Here is a 22188-nt window from a genome sequence, read left to right as displayed (position 1 = left end):
CGAGTGGTCGGCGGTCGTCGGCCACTCCGCCGCGCGCGACCTACCGTCCATGACTCACTACTCTGCGCTACTTCACAATCTGGCAGGCCACGGCGGAGAATCGACTCGACAGTGCCCTCGAAGGCCGGGGGACCGGCGGCACCGCGGGCGACCGCGTACGCCTCCGGCTCACCACCGCCGCGACGTCGTGAACCAGCGGGTGCGCCCGCGGTCCGGCGACCGGACGAGCCGGTCGGCCGGCGCCCCGTGCTCACGGCGACGGCGAAGCCGTTACCAGCCCGTCCGCGGTTCTCCTCACCGAACTGGAGAGGCGCCCCGCGCCCCTGGCCAGCCTCTTTGTCCTGCCGGACGAAGAGGCGCCGGGGAAGGCGGGCCGCTCTCTCCACTGGCGCGAACTGTGACCCTGACCGTCACCCGAATTGACATCGATGTGACGGGCGCATGAAACGGTTTGCCGAACATGCGTAGGGTGCAGAGAACTCATCAGGGAAGGCGCGCCGGATGAGTCGCGGAACAGTGGTGTATCAGTAGCGGCTGTACCAAGTGGAGCAGCCGTGCCGGACAGCGGCGGACCGACGAGCGAAGGAGGGAGCCGGAGCTATGGGCGACCACAAAGAACAGCCCCTTCGGGTAGGCGCGGCCGTCCGGCGGCGGCGCCGGACACTGGAGCTCACTCTCGCCGTCGTCGCCGAGCGCAGCGGCCTGTCGGTCCCCTTCCTCAGCCAGGTCGAGAACGAGCGGGCCCGCCCCAGCAAGCCGTCCCTGGAGCGCATCGCCGACGCTCTCCGCACGACGGCCGTCGAACTGCTCGCCGCGGCCGACCCCGCGTGCAGCGTCGACGTGGTGCGCGCCGACACGGACGCCTACGCGCCGACCGGGTCCACCACGCGCTCCCTGGTGCGCGGACACCACCAGCTGCACGCCTACGAGGTCACCGGCGACCACGACGAGGGCCGGGAAGTCCAGCACCGCAACGACGAGTTGATGTACGTGGCCGACGGTGCCGTCGAGGTCGAGGCGGAGGGCCGCGCCCACCGGCTGGGGCGCGGTGACACGATGTACCTGACCGGCGGCGTACGGCACCGGTGGCGGGCCGCGGTGCCCGACACCCGGGTGATCGTGGTCGCCGTGGCGGACCACATCGAGGCCCTGGAGGACCGGCACCGTCGTGGTGGGTGACCCCCTCGTGCCCCGTGTCGTCTCCCTCGTCCCCTCGCTGACCGAGGCCGTGGCGCTCTCCGTGCCCGGCGCGCTGGTCGGCGCCACCGACTGGTGCACCCACCCCGCCGATCTGGGCGTCGTACGGATCGGCGGCACCAAGAACCCGAAGACCGACCGGATCATCGGGCTGTCGCCCGATCTGGTGATCGCCAACGAGGAGGAGAACCGCGAGCCCGACCTGACCGCGCTGCGGGAGGCGGGCGTCGAGGTCCTCGTCACCGAGGTACGGGACGTCCCGGGGGCCTTCCGCGAACTGGAGCGGGTGCTGCGGGCGTGCGGCGCGCCGACGAGGCCCCGGTGGCTGGACGAGGCGGAGGAGGCCTGGTCCCGGCTGCCGTCCCCCGACCGCCGTACGACCGCCGTGGTACCGATCTGGCGCCGGCCCTGGATGGTCCTCGGGCGGGACACCTTCGCGGGGGACGTCCTGGCGCGGCTCGGCGTGGACAACCTGTACGCGGCACACGCGGACCGTTACCCGCGCGTTCCCGTCGAGGAGCTGCGGGCCGCCGGACCCGATGTCGTCGTCCTGCCGGACGAGCCGTACCGCTTCACCGCCGCCGACGGACCCGAGGCGTTCCCGGGGCTGCCGTGCGCACTGGTCAGCGGGCGTCATCTCACCTGGTACGGGCCGTCGTTGACACAGGCACCGCGGGCGCTGGGCGAGGCGCTGCGGGCAGCGCTCCGCTGATCCCGGACCCCACCAGGGACCTCACGCCGGGACGGACATAAGCTGGCTTTAGGGGCATGGGGCAGGGGCGAGGGCATGGGCAAGGGAAAGGCTGAGGAGCAGGGCGGCGGGGGTGCCGCGCCCCGGGGCGGGCTCGCCCACCGGGTGCCGGATCTCGGCGCCCTGGAGCTGTTGCTGGCCGTGGCGCGGCTGGGCTCGCTCGGGCGGGCCGCGCGGGAGCTGGGCATCACCCAGCCGGCGGCGAGCAGCCGGATCCGTTCCATGGAGCGGCAGCTGGGCGTGGCCCTGGTCGACCGGTCACCCCGGGGTTCGCGGCTCACGGACGCGGGTGCCCTGGTCACGGACTGGGCGCGGCGAGTGGTGGAGGCGGCCGAGGCGTTCGACGCGGGGGCGCAGGCGCTGCGGGACCGGCGCGACTCCCGGCTGCGTGTCGCCGCGAGCATGACGATCGCGGAGTACCTGCTGCCGGGGTGGCTCATCGCGCTGCGCGCCCAGCGGCCGGACACGGCGGTCTCACTGCTCGCGGGCAACTCGGCGGTCGTCGCGGAGCGATTGCTGGACGGGGAGGCGGACCTGGGGTTCGTGGAGGGCGTCAGCGTGCCCACGGGCCTTGACTCGGCGGTCGTCGCCCACGACAGGCTGATCGTGGTGGCCGCGCCGGGGCACCCGTGGGCACGGCGCCGCAAGCCGCTGGACGCGGGTGAGCTCGCGGCGACGCCGCTGATCCTCCGGGAGGAAGGGTCCGGTACGCGGCAGGTGCTCGACGCGGCGCTGGGGGGTCTGGCGCGGCCGTTGATCGAGCTGTCCTCGACGACCGCGGTGAAGGCCGCGGCGGTGAGTGGGGCGGGGCCCGCCGTCCTGAGCGAACTCGCCCTCGGTGAGGAGCTGTCGGCGCGGCGTCTGGTCAGTGTTCCTCTGGACGGCGTCCACCTGCGGCGGGCCCTGCGGGCGGTGTGGCCCACGGGGCATCGCCCCACGGGGCCGGGACGGGATCTGCTGGCGCTGACGCGGAGCCGGGTGGGGTGACGGGGGGCAGCAGCGTTGTTTTCGCCCCCGCCGCCCCTACCCGTCCCATCCCCAGGGGCGCTGCCCCTTCGACCCCGCTCGGGGCTCCGCCCCCGGACCCCGGTTTCGGGGGCTCCGCCCCCGGACCCCCGCTCCTCAAGCGCCGGAGGGGCTGGATTTTCCAGCCCGTCCGGCGCTTGAGGACGAGGCCGTCAGGCCGACGGCGGAGGTCTGGGGGCGCAGCCCTCAGGGATGGGACGGGTAGGGACGGCGGGGGCGAGGAAAAGCGGTGGAGACCGCCACGCTCCAACCGCCACGATGCCGGACATGACCTTCCCCGCCCCACCGGCCGCAGGCGTTCGGACCCCCTGGGACGCCCTGCCCGTCACGGTACGCGCCGCCGTCGCCGGCGTGCTCGGCGCGCCCGTCGTACGGGCGGTCACCCAGACGGGCGGGTTCTCCCCCGGCGTGGCCGCGCGCGTGACCACGGCCGAAGGCCGACGGGCCTTCGTGAAGGCGGTGAGCGCGGAGGCCAACCCGGTCAGCCCGGGCATGCACCGCGAGGAGGCGCGGAACGCCGCGGCCCTGCCCCACGACGTCCCCGCGCCCGCCCTCCTCGGCTCGTACGACGACGGCACCTGGGTCGCGCTCGTCTTCGAGGACGTGGCGGGCCGGCAGCCGCACGTCCCGTGGCGCGAGGGAGAGCTGGCGCGCGTGCTGGACGCCGTGGGGGAGTTGAGCCGGCTCCTCACACCCGCGCCCCTCGACGGCCCGACGGTTGTCGAGGACCTGGCCGACGCCTTTGACGGGTGGCGGCAGATGACCGACGAGGGCGACGGCGGAGACGGGCTCGACCCCTGGACGGTGACCCATCTGCCGCGTCTCGCCGAACTGGCCGCATCCTGGACGTCCCTGGCCGTCGGCGACACCCTCGCCCACTGCGACCTGCGCGCCGACAACATCCTGCTCACGGAGGACGGGCGTGTCGTCTTCGTCGACTGGCCGCACGCACGGCGCGGGGCCGCGCCCTGGTTCGACCTGCTGCTCATGCTGCCGTCGGTGCGGGCGCAGGGCGGTCCCGATCCGGAGGAGGTGTTCGCCGCGCATCCGCTGGGACGGGACGCCGAGCCGGACGCGGTCACCGCGACCCTCGCGGGCTTCGCCGGGTTCATGATCAGAAGCTGCCGGCAGCCATCGCCACCGGGCCTGCCGACCCTGCGCGCCTTCCAGCGGGCGCAGGGCGAGGCCGCGCTGGAGTGGCTCAGGAGGCGGCTCGGGGAATAGCCCGGGAACGGCTGGGAGTGCTCAGGAGACGGCGCCGGAGGCGACCTGGGAAGCCGCCCGGGTGAGGGCTCGCATCACGCGCGTGTCCTCACCCATCTCCGGGTGCCACTGGACGCCGAGCACCCAGGTCCGACCCGGCAGCTCGACCGCCTCCACGGTGCCGTCCTCCGCGTGAGCCGAGGCGACGAGCCCCTCGCCGAGACGGTCCACCGCCTGGTGGTGGTAGGTCGGCACGGACGTCTCCTCGGGGGCGATGTCCGCGTAGAGGGTGCCCGGCACGGGCTTCACCGAGTGGCGGCCGAACACGCCCACCTGTGTGACGTGGCCGTCGAGGTGCTGGACCAGCGTCCCGCCGAGGGCCACGTTGAGGAGCTGCATACCGCGGCAGATCCCCAGCAGTGGAAGTCCGGCGGCCAGGGCCGCGCGGATCAGGGCGAGCTCCCAGGCGTCGCGTTCCGGTGCGGGCGGACCGGTGCGGGGAGAGCGCTCGGCACCGTAGCGGTCGGGGTCGACATCGGGGCCGCCCGCGATCACCAGGCCGTCGAGACGGGCGACCGTCCCGGCGGCGTACGACGGGTCGTCCGGCGGCAGCATCGCGGCGAGCCCGCCCGCCGCCTGGACGAGCCGCGGATAGCCGACCGGCAGCAGGGCTGCCTCCAGCTCCCAGACGCCCCAGCGGGCGCCGGGCTCCAGATACGTACTCACACCGATCAGCGGCCTGGTCACCTGTTGCTCCTTCGCGGCGAACTGGTCGGGGCCCGGACCGGCCGGGCCGCGGCAAACGGGTCGTCCCGGGACGGTGGCGCCCCGGGACTGTGTCGTTCCAGGACGTCTCAGTCCCGTGCCAACTCTGCCTCGGCAGCCGCCAGCGCCGCGAACTCCTCCTCCGGCGCCTTCGCCACCAGGTGCTTGCGGCTGTAGAGCCCGAAGTACGCGACCGCGACCGCGTAGACCGCGAGCGCGATGAGCGCCGCCGTCACGTCCACCAGGAACGTGGCCACCAGCGCCGCGCAGGCGAGGACCAGGGCGACCGACGACGTCAGCACGCCTCCCGGCGTACGGTACGGCCGTTCCAGGTCCGGCTCGCGGCGGCGCAGGACGATGTGCGACAGCGACATCAGCGCATAGCTGATCGTGGCGCCGAAGACGGCGATGTTCAGCATGCGCATGCCGTCACCCGTGGCCGCCGCCAGCGCGAAGCCGATCGTGCCCGGCACCAGCAGGCCCAGGTAAGGGGCCTTGCGGCTGCTGGTGAGGGAGAGGAAGCGGGGCAGGTAGCCCGCGCGGGAGAGGGCGAACAGCTGGCGGGAGCCGGCGTAGATGAGGGAGAAGAACGACGCGACCAGACCCGCGAGGCCCGCGTAGTTCACGATCCTGCTCAGCGGCGTGGGCTCGCCGTCCGGCTGGAGCGCCTCGACGAGGGGGTTGCCCGCATCCTGGATGGCGGCCGAGCCGCGTGCCCCGGCGGCGGCGAAGAACGTGACCACGGCCAGGACCACGAGGACGCCCATCGACCAGCGGATCGCCTTCGGCAGCGTACGGGCCGGGTCCCTGGTCTCCTCGGCGGCGAGCGGCACACCTTCGACGCCCAGGAAGAACCACATGCCGAACGGGAACGCCGCCCAGATGCCCAGCAGACCCATGGGCAGCCAGGAGCTCGCGCCCAGGGCGGACGAGTCGACCGGGATGTCGTCGAGCGACGAGGCGTCGAAACCGGGCAGCGCGCCCAGGGCGAACACGACCAGGGCGGCCACCGCGATGCCCGTGACGATGAAGCTGAAGAGCAGCGCCTCGCCCACGCCCCACAGATGGATGCCCAGGAAGATCGCGAAGCAGACCAGGTACATCGGCCAGCCGGACTCCAGGCCGAACAGGCCCAGCGACTCGACGTAGTCCCCGATGAAGATGACGATGGCGGCAGGCGCGAGAACGTACTCGATGAGGATCGCCGTGCCGGTCAGGAAGCCGCCCCACGGGCCGAGCGCGCGGCGCGCGAAACCGTAGCCGCCGCCCGCGGTGGGCAGGACCGAGGACAGTTCGGCGAGGGCGAAGACCATGCAGGCGTACATCGCGCCCATGAGCACCATGGCGATCGCCAGGCCGCCGAAGCCGCCCTCGGCCAGGCCGAAGTTCCAGCCCGAGTAGTCACCGGACACGACATAGGCGACGCCGAGGCCGGTCAGCAGCACCCAGCCGGCGCTGCCCCGGCGCAGCGTCCTGCGTTCCAGATAGTCGTCCGCCTCTTCGGCGGTGGGCGTGCTGGTGGATTCCAGGGACATGGCGCGACTCCCCACGGGGCGGCGGATGCGGATTTTCTTCCGGGCACGGTGGGGTCGACCGATTCCCGGGTCAATGGATCGAGTCCATACCTTTGCCCGGCCGGTGGCACGAAAGCAATACCCGTGCGTTACGCGGCCGTAAATGCGTGCGTGACGGGGAGGCGGAGCCGTCCCGCCCGGTCGGACGGGCGGTGTCCCCCCGTCATGGAGCGCAGGCGCCGCGAGCTCTCCGCATCCCGGCCCGTCCGACGCGCGGCGCGCGCCCCGCGACCTGGTGTCCGCCGCGTTCCGGGGGTGTGCCACGGCCAAGGCGTCCGCCGCGTCCCGGGCGTCCGCCATGGCCCGGGTTCGTTCACCCCAGGAAGCCGCGCAGCAGGGCCGCCGTGCCCGCGCAGTGTTCGCGCGCGATCTCCCGCGCCCCGTCGGCGTCCCCGTCGAGCACGGCCTCCACCAGGGCGGTGTGCTGCCGCTGCGAGTGCTCCAGGTTGCGCACCAGCAACGGGATGCAGTCGAGGAGGTCGTTCACGGTCGCGCGGACGGCCGCGTACTGGGCGGTGAGCGTGGGGGAGCCGGACAGTTCGGCGAGAGTGAGGTGCAGCAGCGTGTCCAGCCTGCGGTACTCGGCGAGCGGGGCGTCGTGCGTGCGGGCGAGCGCCTCGCGGAGCAGGCCGGCCCGATCGTCGTCGAGGCCGTGCGCCGCGCACAGTCCGGCCGCGCCCACCTCCAGCACCTCGCGGAAGCGGAGCGTGTCCTCCAGGTCCACGTCCTTCAAGCGGCGGCGCAGCTCGTCCTCGCCGGGGGCGTCGGTGCGGGGAACCACGAAGGTCCCGCCGTACCGGCCGCGCCGCGCTTCGACCAGGCCCTGGTCCTGCAGGACCTTCAGTGCCTCGCGCAGCGTCACCCGGCTGATCCCGAGGCGCTCGGCCAGCTCGCGCTCCGACGGCAGCCGCTCACCGCCCGGGACCAGGCCGAGTCTGACGACCTGGAGGATCTGCTCCAGGGCCTCCTCGAAGCCGTTGCCCGCCCGCACCGGCCGCAGCACGGACGTCAGCCGGTCGTTGGCCTCGGGCATCCCGTGCTCCGTCCCCGCCTGCGACATGTGGCCGCACCCCCTTCCCAATTAATGGTCGCGGGTAATACCTTATGGCTCCCGGCTTGGCCGAAGAAGCCCTAAGGAGGCTTTCCCGTGGCAGACCGCACACCCCCGCTCGCTGTCGAGGAGTTGCGCGCCCTCGTCGCGGGCGGCGAGATCGACACCGTCGTCCTTGCCTTCCCCGACATGCAAGGGCGCCTCCAGGGCAAGCGGTTCGCCGCGCGCTTCTTCCTCGACGAGGTGCTCGCGCACGGCACGGAGGGCTGCAACTACCTGCTCGCCGTCGACACCGAGATGAACACCGTCGACGGGTACGAGATGTCCTCCTGGGACCGGGGCTACGGCGACTTCGCCATGCACCCCGACCTGAGCACACTGCGCCGGGTGCCCTGGAACGAGGGTACGGCGATGCTGATCGCGGACCTGGCCTGGAACGACGGCACACCGGTCGTCGCCGCCCCCCGCCAGATCCTGCGCCGCCAGCTCGACCGCCTCGCCGCACTCGGCTACACCGCCCAGGTCGGCACCGAGCTGGAGTTCATCGTCTTCAAGGACACCTACGAACAGGCCTGGGACGCGGGCTACAGAGGGCTCACCCCGGCCAACCAGTACAACATCGACTACTCGGTGCTCGGGACGGGCCGTATCGAGCCGCTGCTGCGCCGGATAAGGAACGAGATGGCGGGGGCCGGCCTGACCGTCGAGTCCGCCAAGGGCGAGTGCAACCCCGGCCAGCACGAGATCGCCTTCAAGTACGACGAGGCCCTGGTCACCTGCGACCAGCACGCCATCTACAAGACCGGCGCCAAGGAGATCGCCGCCCAGCAGGGCGTGTCGCTCACCTTCATGGCCAAGTACAACGAGCGCGAGGGCAACTCCTGCCACATCCACCTGTCGCTGACGGACGCCGACGGCACCAACGTCATGGCCGGTTCCGCGGACGACCCCGGCGGCATGTCACCCGTCATGCGGCACTTCCTCGCCGGACAGCTCGCCGCGCTCCGTGACTTCTCCCTGCTGTACGCGCCCAACATCAACTCGTACAAGCGGTTCCAGCCGGGCTCGTTCGCGCCGACCGCCGTCGCCTGGGGCCACGACAACCGGACCTGCGCGCTCCGGGTCGTCGGCCACGGCCGCTCCACGCGGTTCGAGAACCGGCTCCCGGGCGGTGACGTCAACCCGCACCTCGCCGTCGCGGGCCTGGTCGCGGCCGGGCTGTACGGCATCGAGCAGAAGCTGGAGCTTCCCGAGGCCTGCCCGGGGAACGCGTACACCGCCGACTACGCGCACGTGCCCACCACCCTGCGCGAGGCCGCCGAGCTCTGGGAGACCAGCCCCATCGCCAAGGCCGCCTTCGGCGACGAGGTGGTCGCGCACTACCGCAACATGGCGCGCGTGGAGCTGGAGGCCTTCGACGCCGCGGTGACCGACTGGGAGCTGCGCCGCTCCTTCGAACGCATGTGAGAGGTCCCCTCTTGTCCGAGCACCACGACCAGCACGAGCACGAACTCCAGGTACTCAACCCGGCCACCGAGGAGGTCGTCGCCACCGTCCCGGCCGCCACCGCACAGGACGTGGACGCGGCCGTCGTACGGGCCGCCCGTGCCCAGAGCGAGTGGGCGGCCCTCGCCCCCGCCGACCGTGCCCGGCTCCTGCGCCGCTTCGCCGCGACCGTGGACGAGCACATCGAGGAGCTGGCGCGGCTGGAGGTCCGCGAAGCCGGACACACCGTCGGCAACGCGCGCTGGGAGGCGGGCAACGTCCGCGACCTGCTCGACTACGCGGCCGGAGGCGTCGAGCGGCTCACCGGACGCCAGATCCCGGTCGCCGGCGGCCTGGACGTCACGTTCCACGAACCCCTCGGCGTCGTGGGCGTGATCGCGCCCTGGAACTTCCCGATGCCCATCGCAGCCTGGGGCACCGCCCCCGCGCTCGCGGCCGGCAACGCGGTCATCCTCAAGCCCGCCGAGACGACCCCGCTCACCGCTCTCCGCCTGGCCGAACTCGCCCTGGCGGCAGGGCTTCCGGAGGGGCTGTTCCAGGTGCTGCCCGGCCACGGCACCGTCGCGGGCAACGCCCTCGTCGAGCACCCCGGCATCGCGAAGATCGTGTTCACCGGCTCCACCGCCGTGGGCAAGCAGGTGCTGGCGAAGGGCTCGGCCCTGCTCAAGCGCGTCACCCTCGAACTCGGCGGCAAGAGCCCCAACATCGTCTTCGCCGACGCCGACATCGAGGCCGCCGCGTCCGCCACCCCCATGTCGTTCCTCGACAACTCCGGACAGGACTGCTGCGCCCGCACCCGCATCCTCGTGCAGCGGTCCGTGTACGACCGGTTCCTCGACCTGCTCGCGCCCGCGATCGAGTCCGTTCTCGTCGGTGACCCGGCCGACGAGAACACGCAGATGGGGCCGCTGATCTCCAAGGTCCAGCTGGACCGCGTCCGTTCCTACGTCGACCCGGACGCGCCCGGCATCCGCGGCAAGGCCCCCGAAGGCCCCGGCTTCTGGTTCCCGCCCACCGTCCTGACCGGAGTCGAGCCCCACGCGCGCGTGGCCGCCGAGGAGGTCTTCGGCCCGGTGGCGGTGGTCCTGCCCTTCGAGGACGAGGCGGACGCGATCCGGCTGGCCAACGACACGCCGTACGGCCTCTCCGGCTCCCTGTGGACCCGCGACGTCGGCCGGGCGCTGCGCGTCTCCCAGGCCGTCCGCGCGGGGAACCTGTCCGTCAACTCCCACTCCAGCGTCCGCTACTCCACCCCCTTCGGCGGCTTCAAGCAGTCGGGCATCGGCCGCGAGCTCGGCCCGGACGCGCTCACCGCCTTCACCGAAACCAAGAACGTCTTCATCAGCACGGAGGCCTGAGCCGCACATGAGCGACACCACCGGCACCACCGGCACCACCGAAGAAAGCATCTGCCGCCGCCTCGTCGGCCGTACCGCCGTCATCACCGGCGCGGGCAGCGGCATCGGTCTCGCCGCCGCGCGCCGCCTCGCCTCCGAAGGGGCCCACGTGGTCTGCGGCGACGTCGACGACACGCGCGGCAAGGCGGTCGCCGACGAGGTCGGCGGGACCTTCGTGAAGGTCGACGTCACCGACCCCGAACAGGTCGAGGCGCTCTTCAGGACCGCCTACGAGACCTACGGCAGCGTCGACATCGCGTTCAACAACGCGGGCATCTCGCCGCCCGACGACGACTCCATCCTGGAGACCGGACTGGAGGCGTGGAAGAGGGTCCAGGAGGTCAACCTCACCTCCGTGTACCTGTGCTGCAAGGCCGCGATCCCCTACATGCGGCGCCAGGGGAAGGGCTCCATCATCAACACCGCGTCGTTCGTGGCCCGCATGGGCGCGGCGACCTCCCAGATCTCGTACACGGCCTCCAAGGGTGGTGTGCTGGCCATGTCCCGCGAGCTGGGTGTGCAGTTCGCGAGGGAGGGCATCCGCGTGAACGCGCTGTGCCCCGGCCCGGTCAACACACCCCTCCTGCAGGAGCTGTTCGCCAAGGACCCGGAGCGGGCCGCCCGCCGCCTCGTGCACATCCCGCTCGGGCGGTTCGCGGAGGCGACGGAGATCGCGGCGGCCGTCGCGTTCCTCGCCAGCGACGACTCGTCCTTCGTCAACGCCACCGACTTCCTGGTGGACGGCGGCATCTCGGGCGCGTACGTCACCCCGCTCTAGCCACGCGACAGACCCCTGGCGCCACCGCGGTCGCGCCAGGGGCCCGGTCAACACCCCGCTCAGAGGAAGGTGTGGCCCTCTCCGCGGTACGTCGGCACGGTGGCCGTCACCTCGTCGTCCGCCACGAGGTGCAGCACGTCGAACCGTTCGCACAGCTCGCCGGCCTTGGCGTGCCGGAACCACACCTTGTCGCCGATGAGGAGGTCGTCGGCGGGCGCGCCCAGCAGCGGCGTCTGGACCTCGCCGGGTCCTTCCTGCGGGTCGTACCTCAGTCCCTCGGGCAGGTACGGGACGGGCAGCCGGTCGCGGCCCGCGGCGCCCGAGGCCGGGTAGCCGCCGCCCAGGACGGTGACCACGCCGACCCCCGGACGGCGGACGACGGGCTGCGCGAACAGCGCGGCCGGACGGCCCCTGAACGAGGTGTAGTTGTCGAACAACCGCGGCACGTACAGCCCCGACCCGGCCCCGATCTCGGTGACCGCGTCCTCGGCGGCGGTGTGCTGAATGCTGCCCGTGCCCCCGCCGTTGACGAACTCCAGGTCGGGCGCCACCGCGCGGACGGCGCGCACGACCTCGGCGCGCCGCTCGGCGAGTTCCTTCTTCGCGGCGGCCTGCATCAGCCGGACGGCCCGCGAGCGGAACGGCCGCCCCGCGAGCGAGTCACCGACACCGGCGATGTGCCCCTCGTACGCCATGATCCCGACCAGCCTGAACCCGGGCCGCCGGGCGACCGTACGGGCCATCTCGGCGACCTGGGCGGGGGAGTGGAGCGGGGAGCGCCGGGCGCCGACCCGCACACGTCCGCCGAGCAGCTTCAAGGACGTGTCCAACTCCAGGCAGACCCGTACGACTTCGGAACCGCCCGCGCGGGAGTCGTCGATGAGCTGGAGCTGGGCGGGATCGTCGATCATGACGGTCACGGCGCCGGCGAGCTTGGGGTCACCGGTCAGTTCGGCGAAGCCCGAGCGGTCCGCCGACGGATAGGCCAGCAGCACGTCGTCGAAGCCGGACCGCGCCAGCCACAGGGACTCGGCGAGCGTGAAGGACATGATGCCCGCGAAACCCTCGCGTCCCAGGACGCGTTCGAGGAGTGCCCGGCAGCGGACGGACTTGCTGGCCACACGGATCGGCTTGCCGCCGGCCCTGCGGAGCATGTCGTCGGCGTTCGCGTCGAAGGCGTCCAGGTCGACGATCGCGAGCGGGGCGTCGAGATGAGCGGTGGCCCGGTCGTAGCGGGCGCGGTCAGCGGAACGGGCAGTCATGAACGAAGCCTGCCAGACTCGATTACCGCTGGGTAGGGGGACGTTCCGGGCAGATCGCCCGGGTGTGCGGACTGGTTCCGTCTTGGCACGTGGCAACCCGTAGAGTGACGCGCACACATGGGGACGACCTCGGCCGTGGATGGCCATGCCCCGCCACGGGTACGGATGCCCGTGGCGACATCCGGGCAGGCGGCTCCCGGACGGCGACCGCTCCCCACGGGCGGTCGTACGCCAGGACGGTCTCCGCGGCGGCCTGACACGAGGAAACGGGGGGTGCATGAGTACCGAAGCGCGTCGCGCCTCCATCCCCCCACGCCCCACGACTCCGCCCCGTCCACCGGCGCCTCCGCGGACGCCGGGTGGGAACGGTTCCACCGCACCCGGGGACGGCGAGGCCCAGTCCGCGCAGGAGGGCCCGCAGCCGGGCTCGGCCGCGAACAGCGCCGTGCCGGGCGGATCCCGATCCACGAGTGCCCCGTTGCCACCGCCGCGCCCCGCGCCCGCTCCGGCGCCCCCGCGACCACCGGCCGCCGGCGCACCGCCCATGCCTCCCTCCGCCCCGCCGGGCACACCGCCGGGCGCCTCCCGCGACACGAGCTCCCCCAAGCCCGGGGCGGCCCCACAGCGGTCGCGGCCGCACGACTTCCGCCGGGCCGCCGCACAGGGCAACGCACCGGGCACCCTGCCCCCACCCGCGGCCTCGGCGCGCTTCCCCGACGCCCCACCACCGGCGCCGGCGGACGCGCCGAACCGGCCCGGCGCCGCGCCGTCCGGCGCCGCCGGCGCTCCGCCGAGGCCCACGGCGGAGCCACGCCGAGCCGCCCCGCCCGAGGAGCCGCCCCGCTGGACACCCGCGTGGAGCTCCTCGCGGCGCTCCGTCGAGGCCCTCGACAGGGCCCTCGGCCCACGCCCCGAACGCCCGTACATCACCTTCGCGCGGCCCGAGACGTACCACCCCGAGACACGCGACGCCACGCGCGCGCGGCCCAGCCGCTCGCGCACGCTGGCGGCCGCCGCCTGCGTCGTCCTGGGCCTGGGACTCATCGGCGGCGCGGTGACCGGGAGCTGGCTCACCGGAGACACGGACGCCGACGGCGACCGAGGCCGCTTCGCCGCCGCCGGACAGCTGTGGCACAGCGTGCCCGTCGACCAGCTGTTCCCGCGCACCATCCACGGCGAGGGCGCCGGACCCGGCGGCGCGGACCGGACCTGGACGCGGATCGCCGTCGCCCCCGACAGCGGCTGCCGGAACGCCTTCGACCCGTTGCTCCGCAAGGCCCTCGCCCCGGCCGGCTGCCTGCGGCTGCTCCGCGCCACCTACACCGACGCCACCCGCAGCAACGTCACCACCGTGGGCCTGCTCTTCACCACGGCCGACTCCGCCGCCATGTCCTCCCTGAAGTCGCGCTTCGCGAAGGAGGGCCTGGACCGGCGCGCCGACCTGATGCCCCTCCCGTACGCGGCGAAGGGCACCGTCGCCGCCGGCTTCGGCGCCGAGCAGCGTGCCTCCTGGACCCTCTCCGTCCTCACCGACGCGCCGGTCGTCGTCTACGCCGTCTCCGGCTTCGCCGACGGCCGCACCGTCACCGAGCCGCAGCCCGCCGAGGAGGCCATGAAGACCGGCGCCACCACGGCCCCCGCCCAGGCGGGCCTCGGCCACGAGGCCCAGGGCCTCGCCGACCGCGTCGAACGCGGCTTCCGCAAGACGGTCGCCGCCGCCGGGGACGAACCCTCATGACCCGTACGCCGCCCGTGAAAGCCCGCACGGACCGCAGGAGTGGCCGCAGGACCGGCGGCAGGACCGGCGCGCTGAGCGTCCTTCTCGCCGCCTCCCTCGTCCTCGTCCCGTCCACCACCGCCCACGCGGACAGCATCCGTAACCAGCAGTGGGGCCTGGACGCCCTCCACACGACGGAGGCCTGGCGGACCACCAAGGGCGAGGGCGTCACCGTGGCCGTCCTCGACACCGGCGTCGACGACGAGCACCCCGACCTGGTGGGCAACGTCCTGCCCGGCAAGGACATGGTCGGCTTCGGGGCGAGCCGGGGCGACCGCGCCTGGGCCCGGCACGGCACCGCCATGGCCGGGATCATCGCCGGCCACGGACACGGCCCGGGAGGCGGGGACGGTGTCCTGGGCATCGCCCCGGCTGCGAAGATCCTCCCGGTCCGCGTCATCCTCGAGGACGGCGACTCGGCCCGCACCAAGGCCCGCAACACCCGCGGCAACGCCCTCGCCGAGGGCATCCGATGGGCCGCCGACCACGGCGCCGACGTCATCAACATGTCCCTGGGCGACGACTCCAAGTCCGCCCACCCCGAACCCGCCGAGGACGCCGCCGTCCAGTACGCCCTCAAGAAGGGCTCCGTCGTCGTCGCCTCCGCGGGCAACGGCGGCGAGAAGGGCGACCACATCTCGTACCCCGCGGCCTACCCGGGGGTCATCGCCGCCACCGCCGTCGACAAGTACGGCACCCGCGCCTCCTTCTCCACCCGCCGCTGGTACGCCACCGTCAGCGCCCCCGGCGACGACGTCGTCATCGCCGACCCGGACCGCAAGTACTACGAGGGCTGGGGCACGAGCGCGGCGGCCGCGTTCGTCTCCGGCGCGGTCGCCCTCGTCCGGGCGGCCCACCCCGGCCTGACCCCCGCCCAGATCAAGCAGCTCCTGGAGGACACGGCCCGGGACGCGCCGGCGGGCGGCCGGGACGACTCCCACGGCTTCGGCTTCGTCGACCCGGCGGCCGCGATCAAGGTGGGCGGCAGGATCAAACCCCAGGGGCTCCACCCGGCGGCGTACGGCAGTGAGTACTTCGGAAACGGCCCGGACGCGTCCCAGGAGGACGACAGCGCCTTCAGCTGGGCCGCCCCGGTCGCGGGCGGCATGGGCATCCTGCTGCTGGGCGGGGCCGTGGTGCTGTGGCGGGGCCGGGGGCGACCGGACTACCACACGGACCGCTACGGCCTCTGAGCCGGTACGAGACCCCGGACGGTTACCGCGACTGCCGCTCCCGCGCCGCGACGGTCTCCACGCTTTCGGCGCCCCCGCCCCCGCCCCCGTCCTCGTCCGCGAACGCCGACACCGCCGCCTGCGCGGCCGCCTCCACCAGCGCGACGCCCTTCGCCTTGGTGGTGTTGCCTTTCGACAGCACCGCGACGAGGTAGTCGTGCCCGTCCGCGGTGACGCGCCCGATGCTGTTGATGTCCCACAGCCCGGTCGTGCTGCGGGGCAGCCACCCGTTCTTCAGGGCGAACTCCGACCCGGCCGCCGACACACCCCAGTCCTGGTCCACGGCGATCCGCCCCATCAACTCCCGCACGTACGCCCGCGAGGCCTCGCTCAGCTCCGAGTCCTCCCCGAACACCTGCTGGAGGAGGACCAGTTGATCCGCCGCCGTGGTCTGGGTCAGCCCCCACAGCAGCCCGTCGCCGCCCTCGGTGCCGGTCAGCCCGAAGCGCTCGTTCGCCGCGTCGAGACCCGCCCCCTGGCCGATCGCCTTCCACAGCGCGGTCGCGGACGCGTTGTCACTGTTCTCGATCATCGCGGTGGCGTACGCCTTCTCCTGCGCGGTGAGCCCCCGGCCCGCGTCCTGCGCCTGCAGGAGCAGCGTCGCCAGGATGTCGGCCTTCACGATGCTCGCGGTGTCGAACCGCGCCTTCCCGTACACCGCGCTCTGCCCGGACTCCACGTCCAGTACGGCCACGGACACGTCGGCGCCGTCCTCGACCGTCACCTCCTCCAGCGCGGCCGCGAGCAGCGCGTCGTGATCCACCTCGGGCGCCGCCACAGGCTGCAACGAAGCCTCCTCCGTAGCCTCTTGCGCACTCGCCGAGGCGGACGCCGAGGGCGAGGACGATGACGCCGACGACGATACGGTGCCCTCCGAGCCGTGCGCCCGTCCCTTCACGAAGACGGCCCCGGCGGCCGTGCCGGTCATCATGACCGCGGCGGCCAGCGCCGAGCAGAGGACGGGACGGCGCCGGGCCGGCCGAGCGCGACGGGCTCTGTGAGGAGGCATGCCGCGATGCTTCAGGCCCGCACTGTGCGCCGGGTTAGCCGTTTGTTAGATGCGTGTCAGGGATTGCTGAGAAACCCGTGAGCGCGGTGAACGCCGCGTTTCCGGCCCCGCAAAGGCGCAGGAGGCTTCCCCCGATAGGGTCGGTGACCGTGGCGAACAAGAACATTCCCGACCCTGGTTTCTCCGACGACGACGGCTCCGCCGATCCCCGGCTGAGCGCGGCGCTCACGGCCTGGGCCGAGGACCGCTCGGCCGTGGGGCCCGTCCTGGAGGCGCTCAAGGGGGCCCGGCTGCTCGTCCCCGTCGTGGCCGTCCTCGGTGAGGTCGAGGAGGACGAGAGGGGCTTGCGCCGCGAAAAGACCAGCGACATGGCGGTGCCGACCCTGAAGGCGGGGAACCGCACCGCCCTGCCCGCCTTCACCTCCACCGACGCGCTCGCCCGCTGGGACCCCGCCGCCCGCCCCGTCGCCGTACCCCTGCACCAGGCCCTCCAGGCCGCGGCCCACGAGAAGGCCGACACGATCGTGCTGGACATGGCCGGACCGGTGCCGTACGAGCTGACCGGGCCCGCGCTGCTCGCCCTCGCCGAGGGGCGCACGACCACGGACCCGCTCGCCGACCCGGCCGTCGTCGAGGCCGTACGCGACGCCGTGGCCGCCGAGCCCGCCGTGCTCCGTGCCCACCTCGGGCCGGGACAGGCAGACGGCACCCTCGCCCTCGTCCTGGACCCGTCCGCGCCCCCGGCCGAGGCCGCCCGGGCGGTCGCGCAGCGCCTCGCCGCCGACGAGACGCTGCGGGCCCGCCTGGTGCGCGGCCTCGACCTGGCACTGCTGCCGGCCGGGACCACGCCACCGGGCGAGCCCTTGTACGTACGTGACTGAACCAGCGGTGGAGCTCGTCGAACGGGCGCGTCAGCCGTAGACCGCGCCCGTGTACTTCTCGCCCGGGCCCTGTCCCGGCTCGTCCGGGACCAGCGACGCCTCGCGGAACGCCAGCTGCAGGGACTTCAGGCCGTCGCGCAGCGGGGCCGCGTGGAAGGAGCTGATCTCGGTCGCGGACGCGTCGAGGAGACCGGCGAGGGCGTGCACCAGCTTGCGGGCCTCGTCCAAATCCTTGTACTTGTCGCCCTCCTCGGTGAGACCGAGCTTCACGGCGGCGGCGCTCATCAGGTTCACCGCGACCGTCACGATCACCTCGACCGCCGGGACCTCCGCGATGTCGCGGGCCATGCTGTCGAAGTCGGGATTCGAGGCGGAGCCGGGAGCATCCGCGGAGCCGGGAGCATCCGCGGAGCCGGGGGTGCCGGCCGGGCCCGAGGGGGAGGTGTCACTCATGTCCCACACGATAGGCCCAGCCGCCGTGGTGCCCGAGCGCGGGAGGCGCCCGCACGCTGGTTCGCACCTGCCCTCGGTAGCTGCTAACCTTGGGTGACGACCGGTCGGACGCGCCAAAGGAAAAACAGCGTGTTCGACCCGCAAGTGGAGGCTCCGAACTCCCACCTGACCCTCCTCCGGGACGGCAGGTCACCGGTCAGGCGGCCACCACCGTTCCGTACGGACGGTGGAGTCGCCCGAAGCGCGCCCCGCGGTTCACTGCGGCGGTGCTCCGGCAGTCTGGAGCTCCCGCCTGTGTCCCGTCCGGGGCATTTTTCATGCGCCGCGATGGTTGGTCCCTATGTCAACCAGACATACACGGCGGTCCGCCAGACCGTCGTGGGGTGCTACCGAGGAGGATCCATCAGCGCCGAGCCCCGCATCAACGACCGGATTCGCGTTCCCGAGGTGCGACTTGTCGGTCCCAGTGGCGAGCAGGTGGGCATTGTCCCGCTGGCCAAGGCACTGGAGCTTGCGCAGGAGTACGACCTGGACCTGGTCGAGGTCGCGGCGAACGCCCGTCCGCCCGTGTGCAAGCTCATGGACTACGGGAAGTTCAAGTACGAGTCGGCCATGAAGGCCCGTGAGGCGCGCAAGAACCAGGCGCACACGGTCATCAAGGAGATGAAGCTCCGGCCGAAGATCGACCCGCACGACTACGACACCAAGAAGGGTCACGTCGTCCGGTTCCTCAAGCAGGGCGACAAGGTCAAGATCACGATCATGTTCCGTGGTCGCGAGCAGTCCCGGCCCGAGCTGGGCTACCGACTGCTGCAGCGGCTCGCGGAAGACGTCCAGGACCTCGGTTTCGTCGAGTCGAACCCGAAGCAGGACGGCCGCAACATGATCATGGTTCTCGGTCCGCACAAGAAGAAGACCGAGGCGATGGCCGAGGCCCGTGAGGCGCAGGCGGCCCGCAAGGCCGAGGCGAAGGCCAACCCAGGCCGCTCGCAGAACGCCGCCGAGGCCGAGGAGCCTGCCGAGGAGCCCGCCGAGGCGTGATTCCCCGGGACGCGAGTCCAGGGGATCGCCCTGGGCCGACAGTCCAGGGATGTCAACCGATAGACAGGACGTTCCACCGTGCCCGGTTTCGCGACCGGGCACCGGAGCGCCATGACGAGGAGAGTAACGGCGCTATGCCGAAGAACAAGTCGCACAGCGGTTCCAGGAAGCGCTTCAAGGTCACCGGCTCGGGCAAGGTGCTCCGTGAGCGCGCCGGCATTCGCCACTACAACGAGCACAAGTCGTCCCGCGTGACGCGTCGCCTCACCGGCAACGCCGAGATGGCCCCGGGCGACGCCAAGAAGATCAAGAAGCTTCTCGGCAAGTGAGGCGGGGAGCGCCCGACGCCCGACCGGCGTCCGGCGCCCGCCTTCACCGAGAGACCGGGACCCATTCGTTTCCGGGCCGTGTGAGGAACCACCGCGGCCCCGCTACAAGGAGTTAGAGAAGTGGCACGCGTCAAGCGGGCAGTCAACGCCCACAAGAAGCGCCGGGCGATCCTCGAGCAGGCCTCCGGTTACCGCGGTCAGCGTTCGCGCCTGTACCGCAAGGCCAAGGAGCAGGTCACCCACTCGCTGGTCTACAACTACAACGACCGCAAGAAGCGCAAGGGCGACTTCCGTCAGCTGTGGATCCAGCGCATCAACGCCGCTGCCCGCGCCAACGGCATCACGTACAACCGCTTCATCCAGGGTCTGAAGGCCGCGAACATCGAGGTCGACCGCAAGATCCTGGCCGAGCTGGCCGTCAACGACGCGGGCGCGTTCGCCGCGCTCGTCGAGGTCGCGCAGAAGGCGCTGCCGAGCGACGTCAACGCGCCGAAGGCGGCGTGACGCTGCGTGACGCTGCGCCGGCTTCGGCCGCGTACGTGACGTGACCCGGACCCGCAGGCCGTTTCCCGCCTGCGGGTCCGAGTGCGTCCGGACCCGGTTTCCTCGCCCGCCGCCCCTGCCCGTCCCGTCCCTGGGGGCTGCGCCCCCAGACCCCCGCTTGTCGGCCTTCGGCCTCGTCCTCAAACGCCGGACGGGCTGAAACATCACGGACCCCCGAAGGTGCCCCCATGCCCTCCGCCCCCGAGCTGATCTCCCCGCGCTCCGCTCGCGTCTTGGCCGCGCGGCGGCTCGCCAAGCGGAACTTCCGAGGGAAGGAACAGCTGTTCCTCGCGGAGGGGCCGCAGGCCGTGCGGGAGGCGGCCGGGCACCGGACCGACGGCACACCCACCCTCGTCGAACTGTTCGTGACCCTCGACGCCGCGGAGCGCTACGCCGACATCGTGGGAGAGGCACGCACGGCAGGAGCCCGCGTGCACCTCGCGTCCGAGGACGTGATCGCCGACATCTCCACCACGGTGACCCCGCAGGGGCTCGTGGGGGTGTGCCGGTTCCTCGACACCCCCTTCGAGGACGTGCTCAGGGCCCGCCCCCGGCTCGTCGCCGTCCTCGCCCATGTACGGGACCCCGGAAACGCCGGCACCGTGCTGCGGTGCGCCGATGCCGCCGGGGCCGAGGCCGTCGTACTCACCGACGCGTCCGTCGACCTGTACAACCCCAAGGCCGTGCGGGCCTCCGTGGGCTCCCTCTTCCACCTGCCCGTCGCCGTCGGCGTGCCCGTCGAGGCGGCCGTGGCCGGGCTCAGGGAAGCCGGGGTGCGCGTGGTCGCCGCCGACGGGGCAGGGGACGACGACCTCGACGACCAGCTGGACAAAGGGGCCATGGGCGGGCCTACCGCCTGGGTTTTCGGCAACGAGGCGTGGGGACTTCCGGAGGAGACGCGTGCGCTGGCCGACGCCGTCGTGCGCGTTCCCATCCACGGAAAGGCCGAAAGCCTGAACCTCGCGACCGCCGCCGCCGTATGTCTCTACGCGTCCGCCCGTGCACAGCGCGCCTCGGGAGGGTGCCGTTCCGTCACCCTCGGCTAGTAGGGTGGCGGGCTCGGGGGCCCTCCCCCCGAGCTCTCGGCTGCTTTCCCAGGTTCCCGGCTCCGCTCGAACAGGGAGGACCCCCATGAGCAGGGAGGACCCCCATGCAAGACGAGAGGTGGGGTACGGGGATGAGTGTCGGCACGAGCAGGGCGCCGGGCGCACGGGACGTGTGCGCCGAGGCGGCCACGACCCGGCACGGTGACCTCGCCGAGCTCGGCGTCGACCCCGACGACCTCCCGGACGGACTCGTCGTCGCGGACGAGCAGGGCCGTGTCATCTGCTTCAACGCCGCCGCCGCCCGGATCACCGCCGTCCCCGCCGGCGAAGCCCTCGGACTCCGGCTTGACGCGGCTCTTCCGTTAGAGGACCTGGAGGGCCGCCGGTGGTGGCAGCTGACGGATCCTTACGGCGGGCTCTCCATCCGCGTCGGGCAGCCCGAGCGGAACCTGCTGCTGCCCGGTGGCCGTGAGGTGCTCGTCTCCGCACGCTACGTCCGTACCGAACCCACCGGGCCCGTCCACCGGGTCGTCGTCTCGCTCCGCGACACCGAGGCACGCCGCCGCACCGAGCGCAGCCACGCCGAACTGATCGCCACCGTCGCCCATGAGCTGCGCTCGCCGCTCACCTCCGTCAAGGGGTTCACCGCCACCCTGCTCGCCAAGTGGGAACGGTTCACGGACGACCAGAAGAAGCTGATGCTGGAGACCGTCGACGCCGACGCGAATCGTGTCACCCGGCTCATCGCCGAGCTCCTCGACATCTCGCGCATCGACTCCGGGCGGCTCGAAGTGCGCCGCCAGCCCGTCGACATCGGTGCCGCCGTCGGACGGCACATCCAGGCGTACGTCGCCGCCGGTCAGCCCGCCGACCGCTTCCTGCTGCGCATCCAGCAGCCCCTGCCCTCCCTGTGGGCCGACCCCGACAAGATCGACCAGGTGCTCAGCAACCTGCTGGAAAATGCCGTGCGCCACGGCGAGGGAACCGTCACCATTGACGTCCAGCCCTCGGCGTCCCCCCGCGAAGGAGAGGACGGCGAGAACACCGCCACGTCGGTCACGGTGAGCGACGAGGGCCCCGGCATCCCGGAGGAGTCCATGAACCGCGTCTTCACCCGCTTCTGGCGGGGCAGCAAGCGCGGTGGCACGGGCCTCGGGCTCTACATCGTCAAGGGCATCGTCGAGGCCCACGGCGGCACCATCACGGTCGGCCGCGCCCCCGCCGGCGGCGCCGAGTTCCGATTTACGTTGCCCGTGGGCACCCCGGCGTATCTCCAGTAACGCCGACCGAGGCCCCACGGGCACATTCACCTGCGTCAGCCCCGTTAGACTCAAGTTTTGGCACCTTTGTGTCCCGGAGTCGGTGAC

21 protein-coding genes are annotated in these 22188 nt (G+C 72.6%); 15 read left to right on the top strand and 6 right to left on the bottom strand.

The features are described from left to right. The first annotated feature begins 600 nt into the window (after positions 1 to 600). The 4 genes from ACZ49J_RS42165 (at position 601) to ACZ49J_RS42150 (ending at position 4198) form a co-directional block, all read left to right on the top strand. Positions 601 to 1179: a helix-turn-helix domain-containing protein gene (locus tag ACZ49J_RS42165; protein WP_467456453.1), complete on the top strand. Its 579-nt coding sequence runs from the start codon at positions 601 to 603 to the stop codon at positions 1177 to 1179. Continuing rightward, a complete protein-coding gene (locus ACZ49J_RS42160) occupies positions 1169 to 1909 on the top strand; it encodes a helical backbone metal receptor (RefSeq protein ID WP_467456454.1) in 741 nt (246 codons plus the stop codon). The genes ACZ49J_RS42165 and ACZ49J_RS42160 overlap by 11 nt, the downstream gene beginning before the upstream one ends. Positions 1910 to 1984: 75 nt before the next feature. Beyond that, positions 1985 to 2935 carry a LysR family transcriptional regulator gene (locus ACZ49J_RS42155; protein WP_467456455.1) on the top strand — a complete coding sequence of 317 codons (951 nt, stop codon included), beginning with the start codon at positions 1985 to 1987 and terminating at the stop codon, positions 2933 to 2935. 306 nt (positions 2936 to 3241) lie between these two features. Further along, complete coding sequence (locus tag ACZ49J_RS42150) at positions 3242 to 4198, top strand: aminoglycoside phosphotransferase family protein (RefSeq protein ID WP_467456456.1); 957 nt, start codon at positions 3242 to 3244, stop codon at positions 4196 to 4198. Between the two features lie 21 nt (positions 4199 to 4219). Here ACZ49J_RS42150 and ACZ49J_RS42145 read toward each other — a convergent pair whose 3' ends face one another. From ACZ49J_RS42145 to ACZ49J_RS42135, 3 genes are all read right to left on the bottom strand, one after another. After that, positions 4220 to 4924: a gamma-glutamyl-gamma-aminobutyrate hydrolase family protein gene (locus tag ACZ49J_RS42145; RefSeq protein WP_467456458.1), complete on the bottom strand. Its 705-nt coding sequence runs from the start codon at positions 4922 to 4924 to the stop codon at positions 4220 to 4222. 107 nt (positions 4925 to 5031) lie between these two features. Then, positions 5032 to 6477, bottom strand: coding sequence for an ethanolamine permease (gene eat, locus ACZ49J_RS42140; RefSeq protein WP_467456460.1), 1446 nt, complete (start codon positions 6475 to 6477; stop codon positions 5032 to 5034). Positions 6478 to 6829: 352 nt separating this feature from the next. Next, positions 6830 to 7576 (bottom strand): FadR/GntR family transcriptional regulator, encoded by a 747-nt coding sequence (locus tag ACZ49J_RS42135; RefSeq protein WP_467456462.1) that lies wholly within the window; start codon positions 7574 to 7576, stop codon positions 6830 to 6832. A gap of 87 nt (positions 7577 to 7663) precedes the next feature. Between ACZ49J_RS42135 and ACZ49J_RS42130 the strand changes: the two genes are divergently transcribed. Genes ACZ49J_RS42130 through ACZ49J_RS42120 form a run of 3 tightly spaced genes read left to right on the top strand, consistent with a single transcriptional unit; the run spans position 7664 to position 11248 of the window. Next, positions 7664 to 9034: a glutamine synthetase family protein gene (locus ACZ49J_RS42130; protein WP_467456463.1), complete on the top strand. Its 1371-nt coding sequence runs from the start codon at positions 7664 to 7666 to the stop codon at positions 9032 to 9034. An 11-nt stretch (positions 9035 to 9045) separates the two neighbouring features. Beyond that, positions 9046 to 10431: an aldehyde dehydrogenase family protein gene (locus ACZ49J_RS42125; protein ID WP_467456464.1), complete on the top strand. Its 1386-nt coding sequence runs from the start codon at positions 9046 to 9048 to the stop codon at positions 10429 to 10431. A 7-nt stretch (positions 10432 to 10438) separates the two neighbouring features. Then, positions 10439 to 11248: a 3-oxoacyl-ACP reductase gene (locus tag ACZ49J_RS42120; protein WP_467456465.1), complete on the top strand. Its 810-nt coding sequence runs from the start codon at positions 10439 to 10441 to the stop codon at positions 11246 to 11248. A 59-nt stretch (positions 11249 to 11307) separates the two neighbouring features. Here the strand turns inward: ACZ49J_RS42120 and ACZ49J_RS42115 are convergent, their stop codons facing one another. Beyond that, positions 11308 to 12510: an amino acid deaminase/aldolase gene (locus tag ACZ49J_RS42115; protein WP_467456466.1), complete on the bottom strand. Its 1203-nt coding sequence runs from the start codon at positions 12508 to 12510 to the stop codon at positions 11308 to 11310. A gap of 544 nt (positions 12511 to 13054) precedes the next feature. Between ACZ49J_RS42115 and ACZ49J_RS42110 the strand changes: the two genes are divergently transcribed. Continuing rightward, complete coding sequence (locus ACZ49J_RS42110) at positions 13055 to 14248, top strand: hypothetical protein (RefSeq protein ID WP_467456468.1); 1194 nt, start codon at positions 13055 to 13057, stop codon at positions 14246 to 14248. Further along, complete coding sequence (mycP, locus tag ACZ49J_RS42105) at positions 14245 to 15480, top strand: type VII secretion-associated serine protease mycosin (protein WP_467456470.1); 1236 nt, start codon at positions 14245 to 14247, stop codon at positions 15478 to 15480. Before ACZ49J_RS42110 ends, mycP begins: the two co-directional genes overlap by 4 nt. Before the next feature lie 22 nt (positions 15481 to 15502). Here the strand turns inward: mycP and ACZ49J_RS42100 are convergent, their stop codons facing one another. Next, entirely contained in the window at positions 15503 to 16528 is a 1026-nt protein-coding gene (locus ACZ49J_RS42100; RefSeq protein WP_467456472.1) for a serine hydrolase, read from the bottom strand. Positions 16529 to 16677: 149 nt separating this feature from the next. Between ACZ49J_RS42100 and ACZ49J_RS42095 the strand changes: the two genes are divergently transcribed. After that, a complete protein-coding gene (locus ACZ49J_RS42095; protein WP_467456502.1) occupies positions 16678 to 17409 on the top strand; it encodes an SseB family protein in 732 nt (243 codons plus the stop codon). A 30-nt stretch (positions 17410 to 17439) separates the two neighbouring features. Here the strand turns inward: ACZ49J_RS42095 and ACZ49J_RS42090 are convergent, their stop codons facing one another. Continuing rightward, on the bottom strand, positions 17440 to 17862 hold the full coding sequence (locus tag ACZ49J_RS42090; RefSeq protein ID WP_467456473.1) for a DUF1844 domain-containing protein: 423 nt from the start codon (positions 17860 to 17862) through the stop codon (positions 17440 to 17442). A gap of 378 nt (positions 17863 to 18240) precedes the next feature. On the opposite strand from ACZ49J_RS42090, the gene infC reads away from it, so the two are divergent. From infC to ACZ49J_RS42065, 5 genes are all read left to right on the top strand, one after another. Then, complete coding sequence (infC, locus tag ACZ49J_RS42085; protein ID WP_467456504.1) at positions 18241 to 18903, top strand: translation initiation factor IF-3; 663 nt, start codon at positions 18241 to 18243, stop codon at positions 18901 to 18903. 134 nt (positions 18904 to 19037) lie between these two features. Continuing rightward, complete coding sequence (rpmI, locus tag ACZ49J_RS42080) at positions 19038 to 19232, top strand: 50S ribosomal protein L35 (protein ID WP_086563630.1); 195 nt, start codon at positions 19038 to 19040, stop codon at positions 19230 to 19232. A 120-nt stretch (positions 19233 to 19352) separates the two neighbouring features. After that, positions 19353 to 19736 carry a 50S ribosomal protein L20 gene (gene rplT, locus ACZ49J_RS42075; RefSeq protein WP_019325184.1) on the top strand — a complete coding sequence of 128 codons (384 nt, stop codon included), beginning with the start codon at positions 19353 to 19355 and terminating at the stop codon, positions 19734 to 19736. Between the two features lie 227 nt (positions 19737 to 19963). Then, positions 19964 to 20821 (top strand): TrmH family RNA methyltransferase, encoded by an 858-nt coding sequence (locus ACZ49J_RS42070; RefSeq protein WP_467456476.1) that lies wholly within the window; start codon positions 19964 to 19966, stop codon positions 20819 to 20821. A gap of 131 nt (positions 20822 to 20952) precedes the next feature. Then, on the top strand, positions 20953 to 22101 hold the full coding sequence (locus tag ACZ49J_RS42065) for a sensor histidine kinase (RefSeq protein WP_467456477.1): 1149 nt from the start codon (positions 20953 to 20955) through the stop codon (positions 22099 to 22101). Positions 22102 to 22188 lie beyond the last annotated feature (87 nt).

Source organism: Streptomyces sp. NPDC030840 (assembly GCF_055572015.1).
The sequence above is the reverse complement of the archived record's forward strand: the minus strand, read 5'-3'. Positions and strand labels throughout refer to the sequence as shown.

Coding starts and splice junctions, on each gene's coding strand:
- ACZ49J_RS42155 (WP_467456455.1), top strand. CDS start 1,985: ATGGGCAAGGGAAAGGCTGAGGAGCAGGGCGGCGGGGGTGCCGCGCCC.
- rpmI (WP_086563630.1), top strand. CDS start 19,038: ATGCCGAAGAACAAGTCGCACAGCGGTTCCAGGAAGCGCTTCAAGGTC.
- eat (WP_467456460.1), bottom strand. CDS start 6,477: ATGTCCCTGGAATCCACCAGCACGCCCACCGCCGAAGAGGCGGACGAC.
- ACZ49J_RS42135 (WP_467456462.1), bottom strand. CDS start 7,576: ATGTCGCAGGCGGGGACGGAGCACGGGATGCCCGAGGCCAACGACCGG.
- ACZ49J_RS42165 (WP_467456453.1), top strand. CDS start 601: ATGGGCGACCACAAAGAACAGCCCCTTCGGGTAGGCGCGGCCGTCCGG.
- ACZ49J_RS42110 (WP_467456468.1), top strand. CDS start 13,055: ATGCCTCCCTCCGCCCCGCCGGGCACACCGCCGGGCGCCTCCCGCGAC.
- ACZ49J_RS42070 (WP_467456476.1), top strand. CDS start 19,964: ATGCCCTCCGCCCCCGAGCTGATCTCCCCGCGCTCCGCTCGCGTCTTG.
- ACZ49J_RS42115 (WP_467456466.1), bottom strand. CDS start 12,510: ATGACTGCCCGTTCCGCTGACCGCGCCCGCTACGACCGGGCCACCGCT.
- ACZ49J_RS42090 (WP_467456473.1), bottom strand. CDS start 17,862: ATGAGTGACACCTCCCCCTCGGGCCCGGCCGGCACCCCCGGCTCCGCG.
- ACZ49J_RS42150 (WP_467456456.1), top strand. CDS start 3,242: ATGACCTTCCCCGCCCCACCGGCCGCAGGCGTTCGGACCCCCTGGGAC.
- ACZ49J_RS42065 (WP_467456477.1), top strand. CDS start 20,953: ATGAGTGTCGGCACGAGCAGGGCGCCGGGCGCACGGGACGTGTGCGCC.
- ACZ49J_RS42100 (WP_467456472.1), bottom strand. CDS start 16,528: ATGCCTCCTCACAGAGCCCGTCGCGCTCGGCCGGCCCGGCGCCGTCCC.
- mycP (WP_467456470.1), top strand. CDS start 14,245: ATGACCCGTACGCCGCCCGTGAAAGCCCGCACGGACCGCAGGAGTGGC.
- ACZ49J_RS42120 (WP_467456465.1), top strand. CDS start 10,439: ATGAGCGACACCACCGGCACCACCGGCACCACCGAAGAAAGCATCTGC.